12 protein-coding genes and 1 rRNA gene (1 of these 13 cut by a window edge) are annotated in these 20012 nt (G+C 70.2%); 4 read left to right on the forward strand and 9 right to left on the reverse strand.

Features of this window, described 5'->3' with window-relative positions; all coding sequences use genetic code 11:
- Positions 1-875, forward strand: a 23S ribosomal RNA gene (locus tag WME85_RS13455) (it extends 2134 nt beyond the left edge of the window).
- Positions 876-1534: 659 nt separating this feature from the next.
- Here the strand turns inward: WME85_RS13455 and WME85_RS13460 are convergent.
- Positions 1535-3301, reverse strand: a complete 1767-nt coding sequence (locus tag WME85_RS13460) for an ArnT family glycosyltransferase (RefSeq protein WP_437838320.1) — start codon at positions 3299-3301, stop codon at positions 1535-1537.
- Positions 3302-3898: 597 nt separating this feature from the next.
- On the opposite strand from WME85_RS13460, the gene WME85_RS13465 reads away from it, so the two are divergent.
- The 3 genes from WME85_RS13465 to WME85_RS13475 all read left to right on the forward strand — a co-directional run bounded on the left by WME85_RS13465 (position 3899) and on the right by WME85_RS13475 (position 6032).
- Positions 3899-4735 (forward strand): DUF1206 domain-containing protein, encoded by an 837-nt coding sequence (locus WME85_RS13465; protein WP_437838323.1) that lies wholly within the window; start codon positions 3899-3901, stop codon positions 4733-4735.
- A gap of 51 nt (positions 4736-4786) precedes the next feature.
- Positions 4787-5566, forward strand: coding sequence for an N-acyl homoserine lactonase family protein (locus tag WME85_RS13470; protein WP_437838326.1), 780 nt, complete (start codon positions 4787-4789; stop codon positions 5564-5566).
- A 91-nt stretch (positions 5567-5657) separates the two neighbouring features.
- Positions 5658-6032 (forward strand): zf-TFIIB domain-containing protein, encoded by a 375-nt coding sequence (locus WME85_RS13475; protein WP_437309524.1) that lies wholly within the window; start codon positions 5658-5660, stop codon positions 6030-6032.
- A 51-nt stretch (positions 6033-6083) separates the two neighbouring features.
- On the opposite strand, the gene WME85_RS13480 is transcribed toward WME85_RS13475, so the two are convergent.
- From WME85_RS13480 to WME85_RS13515, 8 genes are all read right to left on the reverse strand, one after another.
- Entirely contained in the window at positions 6084-6938 is an 855-nt protein-coding gene (locus tag WME85_RS13480; protein WP_437838329.1) for a class II glutamine amidotransferase, read from the reverse strand.
- Complete coding sequence (locus WME85_RS13485) at positions 6931-8313, reverse strand: hypothetical protein (protein WP_437838331.1); 1383 nt, start codon at positions 8311-8313, stop codon at positions 6931-6933. Before WME85_RS13485 ends, WME85_RS13480 begins: the two co-directional genes overlap by 8 nt.
- Positions 8314-8320: 7 nt before the next feature.
- A complete protein-coding gene (locus tag WME85_RS13490) occupies positions 8321-9826 on the reverse strand; it encodes a glutamate-cysteine ligase family protein (RefSeq protein ID WP_437838334.1) in 1506 nt (501 codons plus the stop codon).
- Between the two features lie 324 nt (positions 9827-10150).
- A complete protein-coding gene (locus tag WME85_RS13495) occupies positions 10151-10582 on the reverse strand; it encodes a hypothetical protein (RefSeq protein WP_437838336.1) in 432 nt (143 codons plus the stop codon).
- A gap of 77 nt (positions 10583-10659) precedes the next feature.
- Positions 10660-11979 (reverse strand): ATP-dependent 6-phosphofructokinase, encoded by a 1320-nt coding sequence (locus tag WME85_RS13500; protein WP_437838339.1) that lies wholly within the window; start codon positions 11977-11979, stop codon positions 10660-10662.
- A 206-nt stretch (positions 11980-12185) separates the two neighbouring features.
- Positions 12186-13406, reverse strand: a complete 1221-nt coding sequence (locus WME85_RS13505; protein ID WP_437838341.1) for a PAS domain-containing protein — start codon at positions 13404-13406, stop codon at positions 12186-12188.
- 13 nt (positions 13407-13419) lie between these two features.
- Entirely contained in the window at positions 13420-13866 is a 447-nt protein-coding gene (locus WME85_RS13510) for a response regulator (RefSeq protein WP_437838343.1), read from the reverse strand.
- 91 nt (positions 13867-13957) lie between these two features.
- Positions 13958-18925, reverse strand: a complete 4968-nt coding sequence (locus WME85_RS13515; RefSeq protein ID WP_437838346.1) for an AAA family ATPase — start codon at positions 18923-18925, stop codon at positions 13958-13960.
- Between the last annotated feature and the right edge of the window lie 1087 nt (positions 18926-20012).

Genomic DNA, 20012 nt, shown 5'->3' on the forward strand with positions numbered 1-20012 from the left:
TGAAGATACCCTCTACCCGCGGCAAGACGGAAAGACCCCATGAACCTTTACTGCAACTTGGCAGTGATTTTCGGGATATTCTGCGTAGGATAGGTGGGAGGCTATGAAGCCGGGCTTCTGGGTTCGGCAGAGCCAACGTTGAAATACCACCCTGGGTATTCTGGAAATCTAACCTGGGCCCATGAACTGGGTCGGGGACACTGCCTGGTGGGCAGTTTGACTGGGGCGGTCGCCTCCTAAAAAGTAACGGAGGCGTGCGAAGGTTCCCTCAGCCTGATTGGAAACCAGGCGTAGAGTGCAAACGCACAAGGGAGCTTAACTGTGAGACCGACAGGTCGAACAGGTGCGAAAGCAGGCGTTAGTGATCCGGTGGTTCTGTATGGAAGGGCCATCGCTCATCGGATAAAAGGTACTCTGGGGATAACAGGCTGATCGCGCCTGAGAGTTCATATCGGCGGCGCGGTTTGGCACCTCGATGTCGGCCCATCGCATCCTGGGGCTGGAGCAGGTCCCAAGGGTTCGGCTGTTCGCCGATTAAAGCGGTACGCGAGCTGGGTTTAAAACGTCGTGAGACAGTTTGGTCCCTATCTGCCGTGGGCGTAGGACACTTGAGAGGAGCTGCCCATAGTACGAGAGGACCTGGGTGGACGTACCTCTGGTGCTCCGGTTGTCCTGCCAAGGGCATAGCCGGGTAGCCATGTACGGAACGGATAACCGCTGAAAGCATCTAAGCGGGAAGCCGGCCTCAAGACTAGGTGTCCCGGGCCGCAAGGCCCCTAAAGACCCCTCGTAGACCACGAGGTTGATAGGCCGGGTGTGGAAGCCGAGCAATCGGAGGAGCTAACCGGTACTAATAGGTCGTGCGGCTTGACCATACTCCATGGAACGTGACGAGCATCGCGCCCGGAGCTCGGGTGTGAGCAGCGTGTCGCAGCGTGGCGACGCTTCAAGATTCGAGAGCCTGCATGGCGGACGTCGTGCGGGCTTTTTTTTTGTCCGTTTTCCGAGCGGGGAAGAGATGGGCTTCGCGGAGCTTCGCCGGGGATCCAGGACGGCCGGCCCCCGCGGAGGGGGCTCGTCGCGCGGGGCAGGGACGGGCTGAACTCGCGTGAGACGTCCTGTGCCCGTCGTGCTGCGCACGACGGACACAGGACGTTGATTGCGCTCAGACATCAGCCCGTCCCCACCCCGCGCGACGAGCCCCCTCCGCGGGGGCCTACGGTAGGCTCGCCCACGGCTGCGCCGCGCCCGCCAGGAAGGCGAAGACTCCCGCACAGCGGGGCGCCAGCGGCTCGCGGAGCGCCAGCGGCTCGCGGAGCGCAAGCGCTAGGCGACCCTCGATTGCGCTCGAACATCAGCCCGTCCCCACCCCGCGCGACGAGCACCCTCCGCGGGGGCCTACGGTAGGTCTCTCTCGGGCGATCCTGGCCAGGTGTCATGCACACGTGACGCACGGGAATGGTCCGCCTCGCGCCCCGTCCTCCCGCGGCGCCCCCGCAGCGGCGCACGGCGAGCGGAGCCGCTGCGCTCGCGGCTACTTCTTCTTGGGCACGTAGAGGGAGTCAGGCCGGATGTGTAAGCCCGTCACGGGCCAGAACACCTTCTCGTCCTCGAAGATGTTGCCGTCGCGGCGGTAGCTCCGCTGGATCTCCGGCATGAAGAACCCGATGTCCGTGATGATCGCGTTGAACCGCTTCTGCGAGATCGCCTGCTCGATCTCGGCGCGGAGGTCGACGCCAGCCTGCCCGCCGCCGATCCCGAGGATGTCGATGATCGCCATCTGGTGCGCGTAGGCGCGCTTGCCCGCGAGCTGGGCGAGGTAGCCGTGGGCCGGGACGAAGACCTCGCCCTCGATCTTGCGGATCTTGTCGATGAGGTGCTGTCCGGCTCTGGCGTCCCGGGACTTCGGCACGTAACGAGAAGGCTTGTAGGCCAGAGTCGCGAACTGGATGGCCGCCACGGCGAGGAGGAAGGCCTCGATACGGTGCCGGCGAGGCGCGGCGAGCCCGGCGGCGGCGTCGAGAACCGCATGGAGTCCCAGACCGAAGAGGATCGCGAGGATCGCGAAGCCAGGCATGATCACGTTGGGCCAGCCGCCAGCATGGAGCCTCCCCGCCCAGGAGGCGCCGAGCATCCCCGCGGCCGCGAAGAGGTAAAAGTACCTGCTGCCCGGGAGGGAGACGGCGAAAGCCGACCCCTGGTCTGGCCGGGAGGCGACCGCGAGGGCCGAGCCCTCGCCTGCCTGGGTGGCGACGGCGGGGGTAGAGCCCCGGCCCGGCGAGTCGCCCGGCTCCGTCGCGGGGCGGTGGCTCGACGAGAAGACGCCGCGATCGACCGTCACGTAGAAGAGGGCGAGGAGGCAGCTCACCGAGAGCGGCCTCATCAGGTCTTCGAGCCAGAAGTCGGTCCACATCTGCGCGACCCAGGGGTGCTGCCGCGGGAGCCAGAAGACGAAGTACCAGAACCAGCCGTCGTGGATCCGATCGAGCACGAGGACGCTGCCCACCATCATCACCGTGCCCGCCGCGGCGAAGACGAGGCCGCGCCTGCGCTCGGTGAGCAGGACGTACGCCGCCGCAGGCACGAAGATCACGGACGCCGACTGCTTCGTGAGCAGCGCGAGCGTGAAGAGCGCCGCCGCGGCGACGCCGGACCTCGCCGAGCGGCGGAACCGCACGACGTAAAGGGCCGAGAGCAGCAGGAGCACGAAGAGGGAGTCGACCCGCGCGATGTCGTAGAACCCGGCCGACAGGTGGTAGGCGCCCGCGAACACGCCGGCGGCGAGCAGCGCGGCGAACCTGGCGCCGGTCTCGCGGTGGACGAAGCGCGCGACGAGCGCGATGGCGGCGAGCGAGGCCAGGTAAGAGACCAGCCGCGCCGAGAAGAAGCTCACGCCCAGGACCTTCGAGAACGCGGCGGCAACATAGAAGTAGAGCGGCGCGTACAGGAACGGAACGTACTCCAGCGTCGGCTTGACGTAGAGCTTCTGCCCGCCGAGCGCGCGGCGCACCTCGTCGAGCATGCCGCCTTCCATCCACTCGAGCTCGAACGGATGCCGAAGGTGGATGATCCCGAGCACGAGGTAGGTGCCGAGCGCGGCCGCCGCGGCGAGCGCGACGACCACGCGCAGGACCACCCCGGCGAGGCGAGGGAGGCGCTCGAGCCACGGCAGGATGCGCGCCCGGAAGGCCGCGGCGCGCGCGCCCCAGAGCGACGGCGCGGCCAGGGACGTGGGTGTCCCGGCGCGCTGCGGCTCTTCAGGCGCCGGCGCCGGCGCTACGTCGGGAGGGGTCTGGGTCATGGGGATTCGAGGAGCTGCGAAGAACAGGGGAGGGAGCGGCGGGCGCGGCCAGCTCAGGGCGCATGAAGGCCTGTGCGGAGCGCGAATCGCGCGGCCAGAAGACCTCAACCAGGACGGGTGTGTCAACGCCGTACAACGGCACCTGGGCAATGGGGAGCCATGGCAGGCCCTGATCCCGCTGGACTCGCTGCAAGCAAGCAGGTGGCCTATCTGCGTCGATTCCATGCTTCGGTCTTCACGGGGCCTGAGCGCCGCGCGCAGAGGGCGTGTGTGCTCGCGGGCGGTGGCCCGGGGATGATGGTGGCCCAATTTGCCCCGGAGTGATTCACATGAAGGCGGGAAGGCAGGAAGATCATTGATCTTTTCTTCCCGCCTTCCCGCCTTCATGTTCAAATCCGGCCACCACCCCGGGGATCGCCCCCGCGCGCGCCGCCGAGCATCGCGACGGGCGCCCGGCACGCGCAGTGAGGCAGTCCGGCGCCGCGCCGTGGCGGCGCGCCTCACGCCGCTGGACGCGCGCCGCGCCGCGCGCCCGCTGCGCCGCGCTCGCTCGGTGGCATGCCCGCTGCACTAGAGATTCCCAGGAGAGCTGAAACCATGGGAATTCCGGTACAGAGAGAAATGTTCACTCAGCCCGAAAACAACGGCTGGGTGCGCACCCTGGCCAGGTTCGGGTTCGCTGCCAAGGGCCTTGTCTACGTGCTCATCGGCGCGCTGTCGCTCCAGGCCGCGTTCAGCGGCGGCGGGCAGACGGCCGGCGGGCGCGAGGCGGTCGGGGTCCTCGGCGATCAGCCCTTCGGGCAAGCGCTGCTGTTCATCGTGGCCATCGGTCTCCTCGGGTACGCGCTGTGGCGCGAGGTCCTCGCCCTCAAGGACCCGGGCCATGTGGGCAAGGACGCGAAGGGCACGGCCGAGCGCGTCGGCTGGGCGGTGAGCGGCGTCATCTCGGCGGGGCTCGCGCTCACGGCGTTCCAGCTCGCCCTCGGCCGCAGCAGCGGCGGGGGCGACGGGGCGCGCACCTGGGTCGGCAAGCTGATGGAGCAGCCGTTCGGGGGCGTCCTGGTCGGCATCGCGGGGCTCGCGGTGATCGGCGTCGCCGTCCAGCAGTTCCGCAAGGCGATGAGGTCGCGCTTCGCGAAGGACCTCAGCACGCAGGCCATGAGCCCGCCCGAACGCACCTGGGTGTTCCGCATGGCGCGCGTCGGGCTCGTGTCGCGCGGCGTGGTCTTCAGCATCATCGGCGCGGCGCTGATCAAGGCCGCGCTCGCCCACGATCCCGGCCAGTCGAAGGGGGTCCGCGAGGCGCTCGCGACCGTCGCCGAGTCGCCCTTCGGGACGGCGCTGCTCGTGCTCGTCGCGGCCGGCCTGTGCGCCTACGGCGTGTACATGTTCTTTTGCACGAAGTACTCGAAGCTGGCACACCCCGCGGCGTAGGTCCGCCGGAACCCGAGATGATGAGACGATGAGACGAGGAGAGGCCGCGCGATGAGCACCGAAGTCTCCAGGCTCCATGTGCTGCTCTGCGGCTTCGAGATCCTGGAGAAGACGGTCTCGACGCGCGACCGCGGGGGGCGCTTCATCCTCGCCGAGCCGGTCTCGGCTTACCTGCTCGAGACGGCGCGAGGGTACGTGCTCGTCGACGCGGGGCTGAACAGCGCGCTCGTCCACGACCCGGCGCTGCGCGAGGAGCACTACACGAAGCGCGGGATCCGCCCGCCGGTCATCCTCCCCGAGCACGAGCTCGCCCACCAGCTCGAGCAGATCGGGGTGCGGCCAGAGGACGTGAGTCACGTCATCCTGACGCACATGCACCTCGACCACGCGGGGAACCTCGGGATGTTCCGCCACGCGCGCATCTCGGTGCAGCGGGCGGAGCACGCGTACGCGTTCAGCCCGGACCACGGACCCGCCTGGTTCGAACGCGACTACGACCTGCCTGACCTGCGCTGGGACCTCGTCGAGGGCGACTGGGAGGCGATGCCCGGCCTCGAGGTCGTCCTGACGCGCGGGCACACGCCCGGCCACCAGTCGGTGGTCGTCACGCTCGAGGAGACCGGCAGCGTCGTGCTCGTGGGCGACGCGGGCGATCTCGCGGAGAACTTCACCGACGAGGTGCTCCCCGGCGAGAGCGTCGACGACGAGGCCGCGCTCGCAAGCATCCGCCGGCTCAAGCAGATCGCGCGAGAGCGCGACGCGGAGCTCCTCCTCGGCCACGATCCGCAGCTCATCCAGAAGGTGCGGCTCGCGCCGGAGTCCTACGCATGAGCCGCGCCGGCGGCCGCTCCGCCCTTCACGGCATCCGGCTCCTCTGGTAGCCTCGCCCCAGATCGCGGCGCCGGCCGCACTGGAGCGCGACGTGAACTGCCCGAAATGCACCGCCTCGATGGAGATCATCACCTACGGCGGGATCGACGTCGACCGATGCACCGCCTGCGGCGGCATCTGGTTCGACAGCCGCGAGAAGGAGTCGCTCAAGGCGATGGAGGGCTCCCAGCAGATCGACACTGGCGATCCCGCGGTGGGGAGGAAGAACAACGAGATCCGGAAGGTGCCGTGTCCGCGCTGCACGACGCCGATGGTGCGCATGGTCGACCCCCAGCAGGCGCACATCTGGTACGAGACCTGTAGCGTGTGCGGCGGCGTCTACTTCGATGCCGGCGAGTTCCGCGACTACAAGGAGCACACGCTCGGCGACTTCTTCCGGAGCCTCTTCGTCCGGCCGCGCAGCTGAAGAGCGCCGCCGCCCGGCGCCGCGGAGACGCCCCCCTCCGGCCAGCGCAGCTCAGCAGGAGCGGCCCTGCTCGGCGATGCCCTGCCCGGCGTCATCGGCGAGCGAGCCGCGCGCGGACGCACCAGGGAACGTCGCCAGGAGCTCGCCCGCGCGGAAGACCCACAGCGTGCCGGGGGTCGCCTTGCTCCAGAGCTCGTCGCGCGTGAGCGGCTCGGTGGCCACGACGGCCATGCGCGCGTCGGGGCCCATGCCGTGGACGTCGTTGAAGTTCACCTTGAGGTCCGCGTCCACGAGCGTCGCCTCGCCGAAGGGGGCGTGGCGGATGATGCAGGAGAGGTTGTCGCCGCAGCGGGCGAAGAGGTGCTCGCCGTCCGCGAAGAGGAAGTTGAAGACTCCATCGCTGCCGAGCTCGTTCCCCAGCTCGTACAGCGTCTTCCCCAGCTCCCGCGCGTCGGTCGGGTACTGCGCGCCATAGGCGCTCCGGAGCTCCTCGAGGATGACGCAGAAGGCGTGCTCGCTGTCGGTGTCGCCGATGGGCGTCTCGAGGTGGAGCTTCCGATCCCTGACCGTGGGCAGGGTGCCGTTGTGCGCGAACACGATGTGTCGCCGGTGGAGCACCCGCATGAAAGGGTGCGTGTTCTTCAGGGCCGCTCCCCCGCGCGTCATCTTGCGCACGTGGGCGATGGAGAGCGCCGTGTGGATCGGGTTCTCGCGGATGAACCGGGCGAGGGGGCTCGAGAACGCCGGGTGAGGCTCGATGAACGTCCGCGCGAAGAGCCCGTCGTACAGCGAGACGCCCCAGCCGTCGGCGTGAGGGCCTGTCTGCCCGCCGCGCAGCGCGAGCCCCGTGAACGAGAACACGATGTCCGTCGGCACGTTCGAGACCATGCCAAGGAGCTCACACATGGGGTGTATCCTCCCGCTGCGGGCGCGCATCGTCAACGATCAAGAGCCCGGTGACCCCGCCGCCCGCGGAGACGTTGCTCACCGCCGAGGCCGACAGCCGCACCATCGCGCCTTCCATCCGGCCAGCGAAGACGAAGGGGCAGAGATCGAAATAGACCTCCTCCTCCACGATCCCGTCGCGGAACGTCGGCATGCGCGCGGTGCGCGAGCGGCTGCGCTCCTGCACGATCGCGTGCTGCTCCCCGGCGCCGCGGACAGCCTCCCTCCACGCGGCGGGGGGCGTCTGCCACCCGAGCAGCACGCCCTTGCCGCCGTACTCGTCGTTCGGCTTCAGCACGAAGCTCTCCTGCTCACCGAGGATGAGCTCGACGAGATCCACCTCGCGGCCCTTCCACTCGGTCCGGCCTGGCCTCACCCGGCGCGTCCAGGGGACGTGCGCCGCGATGGCGGCCCGCTGCTCGGGCGGGAAGAGGCCAGAGAACGCAGGGTCGCTGAGGACCGCGAAGGCGGCCTTCTTGTTGAGCGGCTTCGTGCGGAGCGAGTTCGCCACGTACGCCGCGCGGTCGCGGTAGGCGCGGACCAGGGGGTGATCGACGCCGCGCCGCCCGATGAGCTCCTGCGTGATCACCCGCCGGTAGACGAGATCGATCGGCGCCCCGCCGGCGGAGAGGCGGGCGCCGTCATATTCCAGCTCGTCCGGATCGAGGATCAGCGTCCGGTGCCCGTCGGCCGAGAGCAGGCCGGCGAGCACCTTGAACTCGGCCGCCGTGTCGACCGTGGCCCAGTCGACGATGGCTATCGTGGGCCGCGGCGCGCGCCCGCCCCACGCGGCGTACCCCTCGCGCAGGGCGCGGATCAGCCCGCGGTGCGGCGCGGGCGTGCGGAGGCCCGCCCGGCCGCGGAAGGCCGCCATGTGGGGCAGCGCCATCAGCGTCTGCTCGACGAGGAGCTGATCGGTGATGCCCGCCGGAGAGTCGGCGTTGAGCTCGATGAAATGAAAGCCGCCCTCGGTCACCAGCATGTCGAGGCGCCCGACCGTGAGGAACGGGCCCCCGCCGGGATCCACGGCGGCGAGGGCGCGCTCGTCCGCGGAGAGCCCCAGCTCCTCGGCCAGGTCAGCGTCCGCGAGGGCGCGCCGCGCGACGCGCTCGAGCGCGGCGGCGACCCGCTCGGCGGCGCGGGCGACAGCGGCGTAGTCCTGCTCCGCGATGAGGTAGGGACGCAGGTGGCGGCACAGCGCGCGGGCGCCGTGCACGAGCCCGAGCTTCTTCTGGCCCTCCAGGAACGACGCGAACCGCGCCGCGTCGATCGCTCCCGGCGCGGAGAGCCCTCGGTCGAGCCGCGCCGCGAGGTCCCTTGTGGCGTCCCACGTCATGACGCCCTCACGCCGCGCCGACGCCGGGGATCGTCCAGGCGTGAACGGGTTTCCCGGAGTCGACCTCGGCCATGTACCGCTCCAGCATCATCCTGAGCGCCTCTTCGCGCGGCGCGCCGCGCGCCTCCATCGCCTCCAGCGTGCGGAGCTGCCACACGGCCCCGGTGACGCCCCTGGCGACGCGCCGCTCGAAGACCTCCAGGAACCGGCGCGCCTCCGCCGCGTCCACGCCCGCGGTCAAGAGCCCTTGCTCGACCTGCGGCAGCAGCGACAGGAGGAGATCGCGCGCGCGGATGCCCTTGGGCGCGGCCCCCGGCCCCGTCGGCCAGACGAGCTCGGCGTCGAGGCCGTATTGCGCGGCGTGGTAGAAGTTCCTGGCGGCGAGGCCGAAGGGGAACGACGGCAGGAGCTCCGCGACGGAGGGCGCGAGGGCGAGGATGCCCCCGAGGAGGAAGCTCCCGTTCGCGAGCATGTCGTCGAGCGTGGGGCCGGACGGCAGGGCGCGGAGCTCGATCCGCAGGTGGCCGCCGCCGGCAGGGTCGTACACCGGCCGGTTCCAGTTCCAGACCGTGCCGTGGTGCAGGCGGAGCTCGTGGAGCTGGGGCACGCCGCCGGCCCGCGCGCAGGCGAGGTCGTCCTCGTCGCTGCACACGGGGAGGATGGGCTCGTGCAGCGCGACGCTCTCCATGAACAGCTCCGCCGCGCCCTCGCGCACCCAGCCGGTGCCGAAGCCGATGCGGGCCGGCTTCTTCCAGTCCGTGTCCGCGCCCGGCGGGCGGTCGTCGCCGGCCTGCTTGAACACGGCGACCCGCGTCTCGTGCCACAGCCGGTGACCGAGGAAGATGGGAGAGTTGCCGGAGGCCGCGAGCACGGGCGCGGTCATCATCATGGCCGCGTTGAACAGCCGCGCGAACGCGTCGGGGCTCGCCCGGAGGTGGACCTGAAAGGCGGTGTTCGCCGCCTCCATCGCGGGATCGTCCGACATCAGCTCCAGCGGATCGGCGCCGTCGATGCGGATGTGGAACGGCGCCTTGCGCAGCCGGCAGAGCCCCGCGGCGAGCGCGCGGTAGCGGGGCAGGTTCGTGATCGTCGCGGGGCTGAAGTCCTGCCGGCGGAAGGTCGGCAGGATGCTGACCGGGACCACGCGCGCGCCCCGCGCCTCGGCGCGCTGGCGGATCGACGCGGCGGTCGCGCGCATCTGCTCGCGCAGGGCGGAGAACGGCCGGCCGGCGAGCGGGACGGCCTGCGTGCTGAGCTCGATGTCGAACGCGCCCATCTCCGGTGTGATCATCGGGCTCGCCGCCGCGCGGGCGATCTCCGGCCCGAGCGGCACGGGGCGCGCCTCGCGGTCGACCAGGAACATCTCGAGCTCGGTGCCGATCGTCGTGTCCCCCAGGCCGAACCCCGGCCTGCTGAGCACCATCTCGAGGGCCGTGAGGTTCTGCTGGAGGCGCGACTTGAACAGCCCGTAATCCACGGTCTTGAAGTGATCTTGCTCGATCTCGATGCCCAAGGGACCTCCCGCGGCGATCTCGGCGAGAGCTGATCCGTCGTTCAATACGGGTTCCAGCCGTGGGCTGGAGCAGGCGCGCCGCCGGGATCGTGATCTTTCTGCCGGGATTTGCGCAGTGCAAACGCAGGGCCAGGAGCGGCGAGCCCGGCGACGGGCGTGCCGCAGAGGCGGTTTGTCGCCGGTCGCGCGGGGCGCTGTGCGCGTCGAGCTCGTCCGGTGTGGCGCGGCTGCGGCGTGTGACAAAACGCCGCGTGAGCTGCGGTCTGGCGAGGTCGTCCGGGCTTCACCGCGGGGCGGGGCGGTCTTCCACCCCGCGCGGGCGGCTCACTGATCGGCGGCGCGCGGGACGCGCTGGACGAGGCACTGCCCCGACGCGCAGCGGGCGACCGAGTCCTCCTTCGGCGCCATGCACTTCGCGACCGGGCAGCTCGCGGCGGCGCAGCTCTGGGCGCGCCACTGCTGGAGCGCCGCGAGCTCGTCGCGGTGGAACGCCTGGTCGCACGGCGGGCAGAGCTGGTCGCAGCAGTCCGCGGGGCGGGCGCACGACACGACGCAGTCGGCGTCCGTCTCGCACCGGGGGCCGGACGCCGCGCCGCTCCCGTCTCCGGCGGCGGTCCCTGTGTCGGTCGGGGACGCGGACGTGACCGCGGTGGGCGTTGTCGACGTGGTGGGCGCGGACTGCGCCGGGGCTTCGTTGCGACAGCCGGCGAGACAGGCGAGGGCGACGAGCGCGAGCGAGAGCGACGAGGTGTTCATGGCGGCCATCATGACACGGCCGAGGTGAACTGGCCGAGCGCGTGACGGCGGCGGCCAGGAGCGCGCGACGGCGGGGGTCAGGAGAACGAGAGCGGCTGTCCCGTGGCCTCGACGACGGCCATCCACAGATCGTCCGTCGGCTCCACCTGCTTGCGCATGCGGACCGCGAGCGACATGGGCACGTGGACGAAGCGGCCGTGCCACCGGCCGATGAGCATCTCGGTGTTGCCCGCCATCGCGGCGTGGGCCGCGTTCCGGGCCATGTTCCAGCAATACACGCTGTCCGACGGCGAAGCCGGGACGCTGCGGATATGATAGCTCGGGTCGAGGTACTTGAGCGTCGCCTCGACCCCGCGCGCGTGGAAGTACGCGTTGATGCGATCCCGCAGGACGAGGCCGATGTCCTTCAGCTTGACGTTGCCGCTGAGATCGGTCGCCATCGGCTCCGCGCTCGGCGAGCAGTGCTCTTGCAGGGCGCCCTCGGCGACGACGACGACGGCGTTGCCGTGGCGGGCCAGCCGCCGCTCCAGGTGCGCGAGCAGCCCGCGCGGGCCGTCGAGCTCGGCGCGGACCTCGGGGATGAGCACCACGTCGACGTCCGCCGACGCGAGCGCCGCCGTGCAGGCGATGAAGCCCGAGTGCCGGCCCATCAGCTTGACCAAGCCGATGCCGTTCTTCGCCCCCGAGGCCTCCACGTGCGCGCTGCGGATGACGTCCACGGCGGCGGCAAAGGCGCTCTCGAAGCCGAAGCTGCGGTCGATGAAGTGGATGTCGTTGTCGATGGTCTTGGGCACGCCGATGACGCCGATGGGCAGGCGGCGCTCCTCGATGGCCCTGACGATCGACATCGCGCCGCGGATGGTGCCGTCTCCGCCGACGACGAAGAGCACGTTGATGCCGAGGGACACGAGCGTGTCCACCATCTGGTGCGGGTCCTGGTTGCCGCGGGAGGTGCCGAGGACCGTGCCGCCCATGCGGTGGATCTCCTCGACATTGCCGGGACCGAGCCGCATCGGGGCGTGCCCGAAGCGCGCGACGAGCCCCTCGTAGCCGTAACGAAAGCCGAAGATGTGCTGGACGCCGTAGCTGTGCGCGAGCGTGAGCACGAGCCCGCGGATGACGTTGTTCACGCCGGGGCACAGGCCGCCGCAGGTCACGATGCCGGCGCGCATCTCCCTCGGATCCCAGAAGACGCGGTTGCGCGGCCCGGCCAGCTCGAACGCCGGCGGCCGCGGGCCGGAGGCGCCCGCGAGGACGGCGGACAGGCGATCGTCGAACAGCACCTTGTCGGCCTCGCCGACGTACACCGTGGCCTTCTCGCCGAGCTTCTCGGCGACAGGCGAGGGGTACCGGCAGGGGCCGAGATCCTTGATGGCGAGGTCGGCAGAGGTCACCACGTGGAATGCCTCCGGGGGTGAGAGCACCACCCTGCGGCGCGAGCCGCCGCGGGACCCAGCCATTGTCATCCGGCGCAGGTTTCGTCGGCTTTTCGGGGGCGAGAAGCTGTCGTAACGTCGTGACCGTGCTGTCGAGCGCCCGCGCTACACGTCGCTGCCCCCGCTCGACGGCGTCGATGCCGTGGTGAAGGACGTGACCGGGCGAGTCACCGGAGCGCCGCCGGCGCGGCCGCGCTGCCCGCGCCGCCACCGCCGCGCATGCACCGGACCAGGGCCTGACGGAGGTTGGCGAGGGTCGTGATCGAGGAGAGGTCGATCCCGCGCGTCACCATCGCGCTCGCCGCCTGCGGCTGGATGCCCACGACGATGCAGTGCGCCCCGAGGAGCCGGAGCGCGCGGACGATGCGGACGAGCTGCTCGGCCGTGTCCGCCTCCATCGAGGCGACGCCCGTCACGTCGAGGATCACCTGCCGGCACTGCGCGCGCGAGACGGCCGCGAGCAGCGCGTCGAGGATCGCCTGCGCGCGCTCCACGTCGAGCGCGCCGAGCACGGGCACCGTCAGGACGCCGTCCCACACCTCGATGATCGGCGCAGAGAGGAGGCGGATCGCCTCCTGCTGCTGGAGGATGAGCTCGAGCTGCGCCTTGAGCTCCGCCTCGGCGTTCTTGCGCGTCGTCAGGTCGCTGAGCGAGCCGGCGATGCGGATCGGCGTCCCGGCCTCGTCCCAGAGGGCCTGCCCCCGCGCGCAGTACCAGCGAACCTCCCCCTGCTTCGTGGCGACGCGGAGCTCCACGTCGTAAGGCACCCGTCGGACCAGGTGGTCCCGGAGCGCCGCGGACGCGCGCTCGCGATCGCCTTCGTGGATCCGCGCGGCGAAGGCCTCGATCCCCTCGAGCTCGTGCTCCTCGAACCCGAGCATCTCCTTGAGGCGGCCCGAGTAGTAGACGCGGCCGGTCAGCAGGTTCCAGTCCCACAGCCCGTCGCGCGAGCCGCGGACGGCGAGCGCGAACCGCTCCTCGCTCTCCTTCAGCGCCAGCTCCGCCTCGCGCCGCTTCCGCCGCTCGGCGACGTCCCGCAGCGCGCGATCCACGGCGGGGGCGACGCGGGACATGTCGTCCTTGAGGACGTAATCGCTCGCCCCCTCCTGCATGGCGGAGGCGACCAGCTCCGGGCCGATGTTCCCGGAGACGATGATGAACGGGAGATCGAGATCCCGCTCGCGCAACACCCGCAGGGCCCCGAGCGCGCTGAACAGCGGCATGCGGTGGTCCGAGAAGACGATATCCCACCGCGTCCGGTCGAGCGCCGCCCGCATGCCCTCGGCCGTCTCCACCCGATCGAACGTCGGCGCGTACCCCGAGCGCTTGAGACAGCGCACGAGGAGCGCCGCGTCGTCCGCGGAGTCTTCGACAAGGAGAACCCGCAACGGAGCTTCCATGTCAAGAGCTCGCGGGGACCGACGGGTGCTCGGCGATGGTCCAGTAGGTGTGCAGGATGCGGATCGTCTCGGTGAAATCGATGATGTCGACGCGCTTGCGGATGTAGCTGTTGGCGCCGGTGTCGTAGCAGGCGCCCACGTCCGAGAGCTCGTCAGAGGAGCTCAGGATGATGATCGGCAGGCGGCGGGTGCGCTCCTCGGCGCGGAGGCGCCGCAGCACGGCCAGGCCGTCGACGCCGGGCATGCGCAGATCGAGGAGGACGATCCAGGGCAGCTCCGGGTCCCGGCTCTCCTCTCCCCGGGCCGCGCCGAGGAGCATCTCGAGCGCCTCGTACCCGTCGTGGGCCACCATGACGTCGGCCTTGATCCCGCTCTTCCTGATCGCGCGCATGGTCAGCGCCATCTCGGCGTCGCTGTCGTCCACGATGAGAATCGACTTGTTGTTCATTCGGCTCGCTCCAGTGGTATCGAGATCGTGAGATCCATCAGACTGCGAATCAGAGCGTGAGCATCAGAGCGTGAGCATCAGAGTGTGAGCATCAGAGTGTGAAATAAAACGTCGCCCCCTTGCCCACGGCGCTCTCGGCCCAGATGCGCCCGCCGTGCCGGTCGATCACGCGCTGGACGGTCGCCAGCCCGATGCCGGTGCCCTGGAAATCGGAGGTCGTGTGCAGGCGCTCGAAGGCCGTGAACAGCCTGTCCGCCCGGCTCATGTCGAAGCCGGCGCCGTCGTCCCGCACGAAGTACGCGGCGCGCCCCGCGGCCTGCTCCGCGCTGCCGAACTCGATGCGGGCCTGCGGGCGCTTGCTCGTGAACTTCCACGCGTTGCCGAGGAGGTTCTGGAAGGCGATCCTGAGGAGCCGCTCGTCGCCGCTCGCGGAGAGCCCGTCGGCGATGACGAGCTCCACGCTGCGCTCGCGGTCCTCCTTGCGGAGCTCGGCGAGGATCTCGCGCGCCATCCCGCTGAGGTCCACCTTCCGCCGCTCCATCGCGCTCCGCGTCACCCGGGAGAGGTTCATCATGTCGTCGATCAGCGTCCCCATCCTCCGGCTGGCCGCGCGGATATGGTTCAGGAAGACCTTCCCCTCCTCGTCGAGCCGGTCCCCGTAGTCCTCGAGGAGCGCGGTGCCGAAGCCGTTGATGGTCCGGAGCGGCGCCCGCAGGTCGTGCGAGACCGAGGAGCTGAAGGCCTCGAGCTCGCGGTTCGCGGCCGAGAGCTGCGCCGTCCGGTCGAGGACGCGCAGCTCGAGCTCCTCGTTGAGCTTGCGGGTCTCCGCCTCGGCCCGCTTCCGCTCCGCGTTCTCCTGCGACAGGTCCGCGTAGAGCGTCGCGTTCTCGAGCGAGATCGACGCCTGCGACACGAGGATCCCCAGCACGACCACGCGATCGGGCGTGAACGCGCCCGCCGTCAGGTTGTTCTCCAGGTAGACGGCGCCCATGAGCTCCGCCTGCCGCACGAGCGGCAGGCACAGCACCGATCGCGGCCGCTCGCGGGCGATGTACGGGCTCGCCGAGAACCTCGCGTCCGCCGTCGCGTCGTCGAGGAGGACCTGCTCCCGCGTCCGCTTGACGTAGTTGAGGATCGCCTCCGGCAGCTCCGCCGGCGAGATCGCGTCTCCGCGGTGGCGCACCTCGATATCCGGGCCCGCGCCGCCCACCTTCGCGTCGACCTCGACGGCCCAGTCGCCGCCGCCGCCGTCCGCGCGCAGCCGCAGCAGGTACCCTCGCTGGGCGCCCGCGGTCTCGAGCACGATCCGGATCAGCGTCTCCGCGAGCCTCGGCAAGAGGATCTCGCTCGAGATGCTCTGGGACGCCTTGGAGACCGAGAGGATGTCAATCTGCTGGGGCGTCGCGGCGAAGGTGGCCGTCGCGGCCGCCGCCCTTTGCTCTGCGAGCTCGGGGTAGAGCTGCTCGAGCTGCCTCACCTTGCCCTCGGCCCCCCAGCGCCCGAAGCAGGCGTGCGCCTCCCGCAGGTGCCCCTTCGCCGCCGTGCGCAGCCCGCGGGCGAGGTAGAACCTCGCGGCCAGCTCATGGCCGACGGCCTCGTGCTGCACGAAGCCGCCCTCGCGCGCCGCCCCGATGGCTTCCTCGTACAGCTCGCTCGCCGCGAGCGCCCTGCCCTCGATCCGCGCGATCTCGGCGGACACGAGCGCCTCGCTGGCGCGGAAGGTCCGAGGGCAGCTCTCCGCCCACTCGCCGAGCTGGGCCCGGTGCGCCGAGAGCCGGCCCGCGTACTCCCGCCGCTGCTCCGGGGACGCCTCCGCGCACGCGGCCGCGAGGAGGAGCGCCGAGTAGAGGTGGTAGTCGTGGATCTGCCAGTGACACGGCGGGTTCGCCCAGAGCATGTCGCGCGCCCGCCCGGCCGCCGACAGCGCCTGATCGAGGTCTCCGCTCAGGAACCTCGACTGCATCTTCAGTATCCAGTACCAGAAGACCATCCCGGGCATTCGCTCGGAGGTGAGGCCGGCCTCGAAGGCGGCCTCGTCGAAATGGTCGTCGCTGAACGTGGAGAGGCCGCGCGACTGCCCCCTCAGGCACTGCGCGTAGCGCTGGATGTTCTCGATGATCTCCACGAGGTACTGGAGGCGGGCGGCGCGCACGAAGCTGAGGCGCCGCTCGGACTCTTCGTACACCTCCTTGAGGTGCGCTCCCCGGGCGAGGACGAGGGCCACGATGTGATTGCAGCAGAAGCCGGCCACGGTCAGGTCGCCCCGCTCTACCCCGGCGAGGAAGCCCGCCTTGGCGAGGTCGACCGCCTTCTCCAGGTCGTCGACCCAGGCGGTGATGAGCTCGAGCGAATAGTACAGCTTGGGCTCGTACGCGGCGAAGCCATGCTTCTCCACGAGGGCGCGCGCGAGCTTGCCGAAGCGGTAGCCGTCCTCGTACTGGTGGAAGGTGTTGATCAGCGTGATACCCCACCAGGCGTACGCCATGGTCGCGGCGTCCACGTTGCCGTACCGAAGGCAAAGGTTGACCATGCGCCCGAGGTGGAGCGCGAGCAGGTTCGCGTCGGAGCTGAGTGCGGGCGCCCAGAACACCCCGAGGATGCGCATCGCCGCCCTCATCTCCGGGTCGGTCATGAGCGGCAGATCCGCGAGCGCCTCGATCGGCCGCCCGTCCAGGTTGCGCCGCACCTCTTCGTGCTCGGCCTGCACCTCTTCCCACGACGGGTGCGGCGGCAGGTCGATGCCGAACAGGCGGAGCCCCTCGATCGCGGCCTCGACGGACTCGCGCACCTCCCCCTTGCTGAAGTGGAGGTCGACCTTCATGCGGTAGGCCGACGCCCTGTCGATCTTGCCGTTGCACCTGTCGAGCAGCAGCAGGAGCAGGCGCTCCGCTTCCTCGTACCGCGCGCTCAGGAGCTCGCACTCTGCCAGCTCGGAGTGCAGCGCATGGGCGAGGTCGTGGTCCGCCTCCCAGGCGTCCTCGGCGAGCTGCCCTATCCCGAGCGACAGGAGGCGCGACGCGGCCTGCCAGGCGGCGGACGCCTTGGCCTTCTTCCCGGCCTGGAGGTTCAGCGCCGCGAGCCTCCGCTTCTCGGCCGGATCCGCGATGCCCGGGGCGCCCAGGTTGAGCTGGTTGACGATCTCGAAGACGCGCTCGCCGACGCTCTCACCGACGCTCTCGCGCGTGCGCGCGAGGAGCTGCCGCCCGATCTTGAGGTGCACGGCGCTCCGCGCCTCCACGTCGATGAGCGCGTAGGCCGCCTGCTGCACGCGGTCGTGCAGGAACTGATACGTATCGCCGTCGGAGAGCAAGAAGCCCTCCTTGACCGCCTCCCACAGGCGCCGCCGGGTCTCGGCCTCGGTGCGATCGGCGAGCACCGCGAGGGTGTGGAGGTCGACCCGGTTGCCGAGGCAGGCGGCGAGCTCGATGACGCCCTGGGTCTCCTGCGGAAGCAACCTCAGCCGCTCGAGCAGGAGGTCGACCACGTTGTCCGTGAAGCGCTTCTCCTGGATCTTCGAGAGGTCCCAGCGCCACGTCGAGGCCTGGACATCGTAGGCGATGAGCTGCTCGTGGTGGAGCTGCACCAGGAACTGGATGGCGAAGAACGGATTGCCGGCGGTCTTCTCCCGGAGCAGGCGCGCGAGGGGCGCCGCGTCCTCGAGGCGCGCGCGGAGCGCGCCGGCGACCAGGTGGCAGAGGTGCTCGGCCGACAGGGGGCCGAGCACGATCGAGCGGAGCGCCGCGCCCGCCTCGCGCGTGTCATCGAGCGCCAGCATCAGCGGGTGAGAGGGGCTGACCTCGTTGTCGCGGTAGGCGCCGATGAGCAGGACGTGCCTCACCTCGTGGTGGCTCGCGAGGTGCGTTATCAGGCTGAGGCTCGCTGCGTCGGCCCATTGCAGGTCGTCGAGGAAGATCACGACCGGGCGCTCGGCGGTGGCCAGGACGCCGAGGAACTGCCGGAAGACGAGGTTCTGTCGGTTCTGCGCGTCGGCGGGCGCGAGCTCGGGGACGGGGCCCTGCTTGCCGAGGATGAGCTCGACCTCCGGGATCATGTCCACGAGGAGCTGTCCGTTCGCGCCGAGCGCGGACCGGAGCGCGCGCCGGATGGCGGACAGCTCCGCCTCGCTCGCGGTCAGGATCTCGAGCACGAGCTGCCGGAGCGCCTGCACGAAGGTCGCGTAAGGGATATTGCGGCTGTACTGGTCGAACTTGCCCGAGGCGAACGCGCCCCGGCTGCGGACGATCGGCTTGTGGAGCTCGTGGACCAGCGAGGATTTGCCGATGCCGGAGTAGCCCGAGACGAGCACGATCTCCGGCTTTCCGTGCAGGACCACGCGCTCGAACGCGCCGATCAGGGCCTGGCTCTCGGCCTCGCGGCCATAGAGCCGCTGCGGGATCTGGAAGCGATCCGGCACGTCGCTCGCGCCGAGCGGGAAGGGCTCGATCTTGCCCGCCGACTGCCAGCGCGCGAGGCAGATCTCCAGATCGGTCCGGAGGCCGTGAGCGCTCTGATAGCGGTCTTCCGCCGCCTTGGCCAGGAGCCTCATCACGATGTCGGACACGGGCTCGGGGATCGCCGGCCTCAGGGCGGAGGGAGCCGGGGGGACGCGCGCGATGTGGCAGTGCACCCACTCGAGCGGATCGGCCGCGTGGAAGGGCAGCTTGCCCGTGAGCATCTCGTAGAAGGTGACGCCGAGCGAGTAGAGGTCGCTCCGGTCGTCGACCCAGCGGTTCATCCGGCCGGTCTGCTCGGGAGACATGTAGGCGAGGGTGCCCTCGATGACCCCCGGGCTCTTCAGCGCGGGCTGCTCGCGGGGGAGCCGCACCGCGAGGCTCAGGTCCGTGATGCGCGCCTCGCCCGCGTCGCTGTCGAGCAAGATGCTTTGCGGTTTGATGTTCTTGTGGATCATGCCGCTCCGGTGCATCTCCGAGAGGGCGCCGGCGATGCGGGAGGCGCACCTCAGGAACACCGCGATGTCCATCGGCTCTCGGCAGAGCTTGTCGAGCGGCTGGCCGCGAAACTCCTTCACGGACGGATTGGACACGATCTGCATTGACATAGAGCTCCGTGCTGTTGATGGCGAATGACGCGCCGCCCGGAGGGGCCCTCGACGACCGGGCCGGGCGGCGCTCTGCGCGATCGGCGGATCCCGGGCGATCGTCGCACGCCCCCGCCGGCGAGCATCGTCAGCAGCTCGGCGGAGCGCCCCTCCTCGCCTGTGAGCAGGCTGCGTTCAACGCCCCTGCTCCCGGGCTCGCGCTCGCCCCCTCTCCATCTCTCCCCCGCCGCCCCCCGGCGGCCGTGCTTCGTTCCTTGAACAAAGTCTACATAACAGAGGCTCGCAGAGCTCTTCAAGAGGGACGTTGCACTATTCGACCGACGTTGATGTCCTCCGGCGTGACGACGCGGCGGACGCGGCTGTTCTTGCTGGTTGTCCGTTCGTTTGCGTCCTCGCGCGCTGCCGCCGCATGGCGCGTCTGTGGCTGTTCGACGGTCTCCCTGCGACCCGCCACGCTCGAGGAGCACCTCGCCTCCATGGTTTGGCGAAGGTTCGCACAGGCGACTTCATCGGCCCCAGGGCACTCACGCCGGAAGAGCGGAGTCGACCGTGCCCCTCGCTTCGCCGGGTCTCCGCCGGCGCGGTGGAGGGGTAGGGCGGGGGACCCTTGCAAGTCATCCCCCTTGTTCTGGTCGTCTCACCCTCGCGTACCTGCGCGTTTTCTGGATGGCACGACCACGTCGTGGCTGTGCGATGGTGTCGACCGAACCTGTGGAAGAGGTGCCAGCGTGCCAGCGTGCCAGCGTGCCAGCGTGCCAGCGTGCCAGCACCCCGCCTTCCACCGTGTCCTGACCGCACCCCGGCGTCGTCCTGACGTCGCACGTCAGGAGAAGCCTCTTGCTCAGCGCCGGCTGATGCCGCTCTCTCGCCCTGAGGATACCTGTCGAGACGGCATCTCAGGGAGGTCGCCACCTGAGAAGGAGTGGCACATGGCAGACTTCGAGGGGGCCCTGCGTTCTTCCCACGCCGACGGAGACGCGGCGGAATCGGCCCGCAAGGCGCCGCCTGCAGTGCGCTGGACGCGGCCGAGCGAAGCCTGAGCCGCTCTCCTGGCGATGGCATCTAAATTGCTTTTCGTCCGGGGCGG

The sequence above is a fragment of the Sorangium sp. So ce1153 genome (assembly GCF_051521595.1).
In the GTDB taxonomy this organism is placed as follows: Bacteria; Myxococcota_A; Polyangia; order Polyangiales; family Polyangiaceae; genus Sorangium.

What these genes read in the sequence shown, in the direction of transcription:
- WME85_RS13460 (WP_437838320.1), bottom strand. Translation starts at nt 3,301, where the DNA reads ATGACCCAGACCCCTCCCGACGTAGCGCCGGCGCCGGCGCCTGAAGAG.
- WME85_RS13465 (WP_437838323.1), top strand. Translation starts at nt 3,899, where the DNA reads ATGGGAATTCCGGTACAGAGAGAAATGTTCACTCAGCCCGAAAACAAC.
- WME85_RS13470 (WP_437838326.1), top strand. Translation starts at nt 4,787, where the DNA reads ATGAGCACCGAAGTCTCCAGGCTCCATGTGCTGCTCTGCGGCTTCGAG.
- WME85_RS13480 (WP_437838329.1), bottom strand. Translation starts at nt 6,938, where the DNA reads ATGTGTGAGCTCCTTGGCATGGTCTCGAACGTGCCGACGGACATCGTG.
- WME85_RS13485 (WP_437838331.1), bottom strand. Translation starts at nt 8,313, where the DNA reads ATGACGTGGGACGCCACAAGGGACCTCGCGGCGCGGCTCGACCGAGGG.
- WME85_RS13495 (WP_437838336.1), bottom strand. Translation starts at nt 10,582, where the DNA reads ATGAACACCTCGTCGCTCTCGCTCGCGCTCGTCGCCCTCGCCTGTCTC.
- WME85_RS13510 (WP_437838343.1), bottom strand. Translation starts at nt 13,866, where the DNA reads ATGAACAACAAGTCGATTCTCATCGTGGACGACAGCGACGCCGAGATG.
- WME85_RS13515 (WP_437838346.1), bottom strand. Translation starts at nt 18,925, where the DNA reads ATGTCAATGCAGATCGTGTCCAATCCGTCCGTGAAGGAGTTTCGCGGC.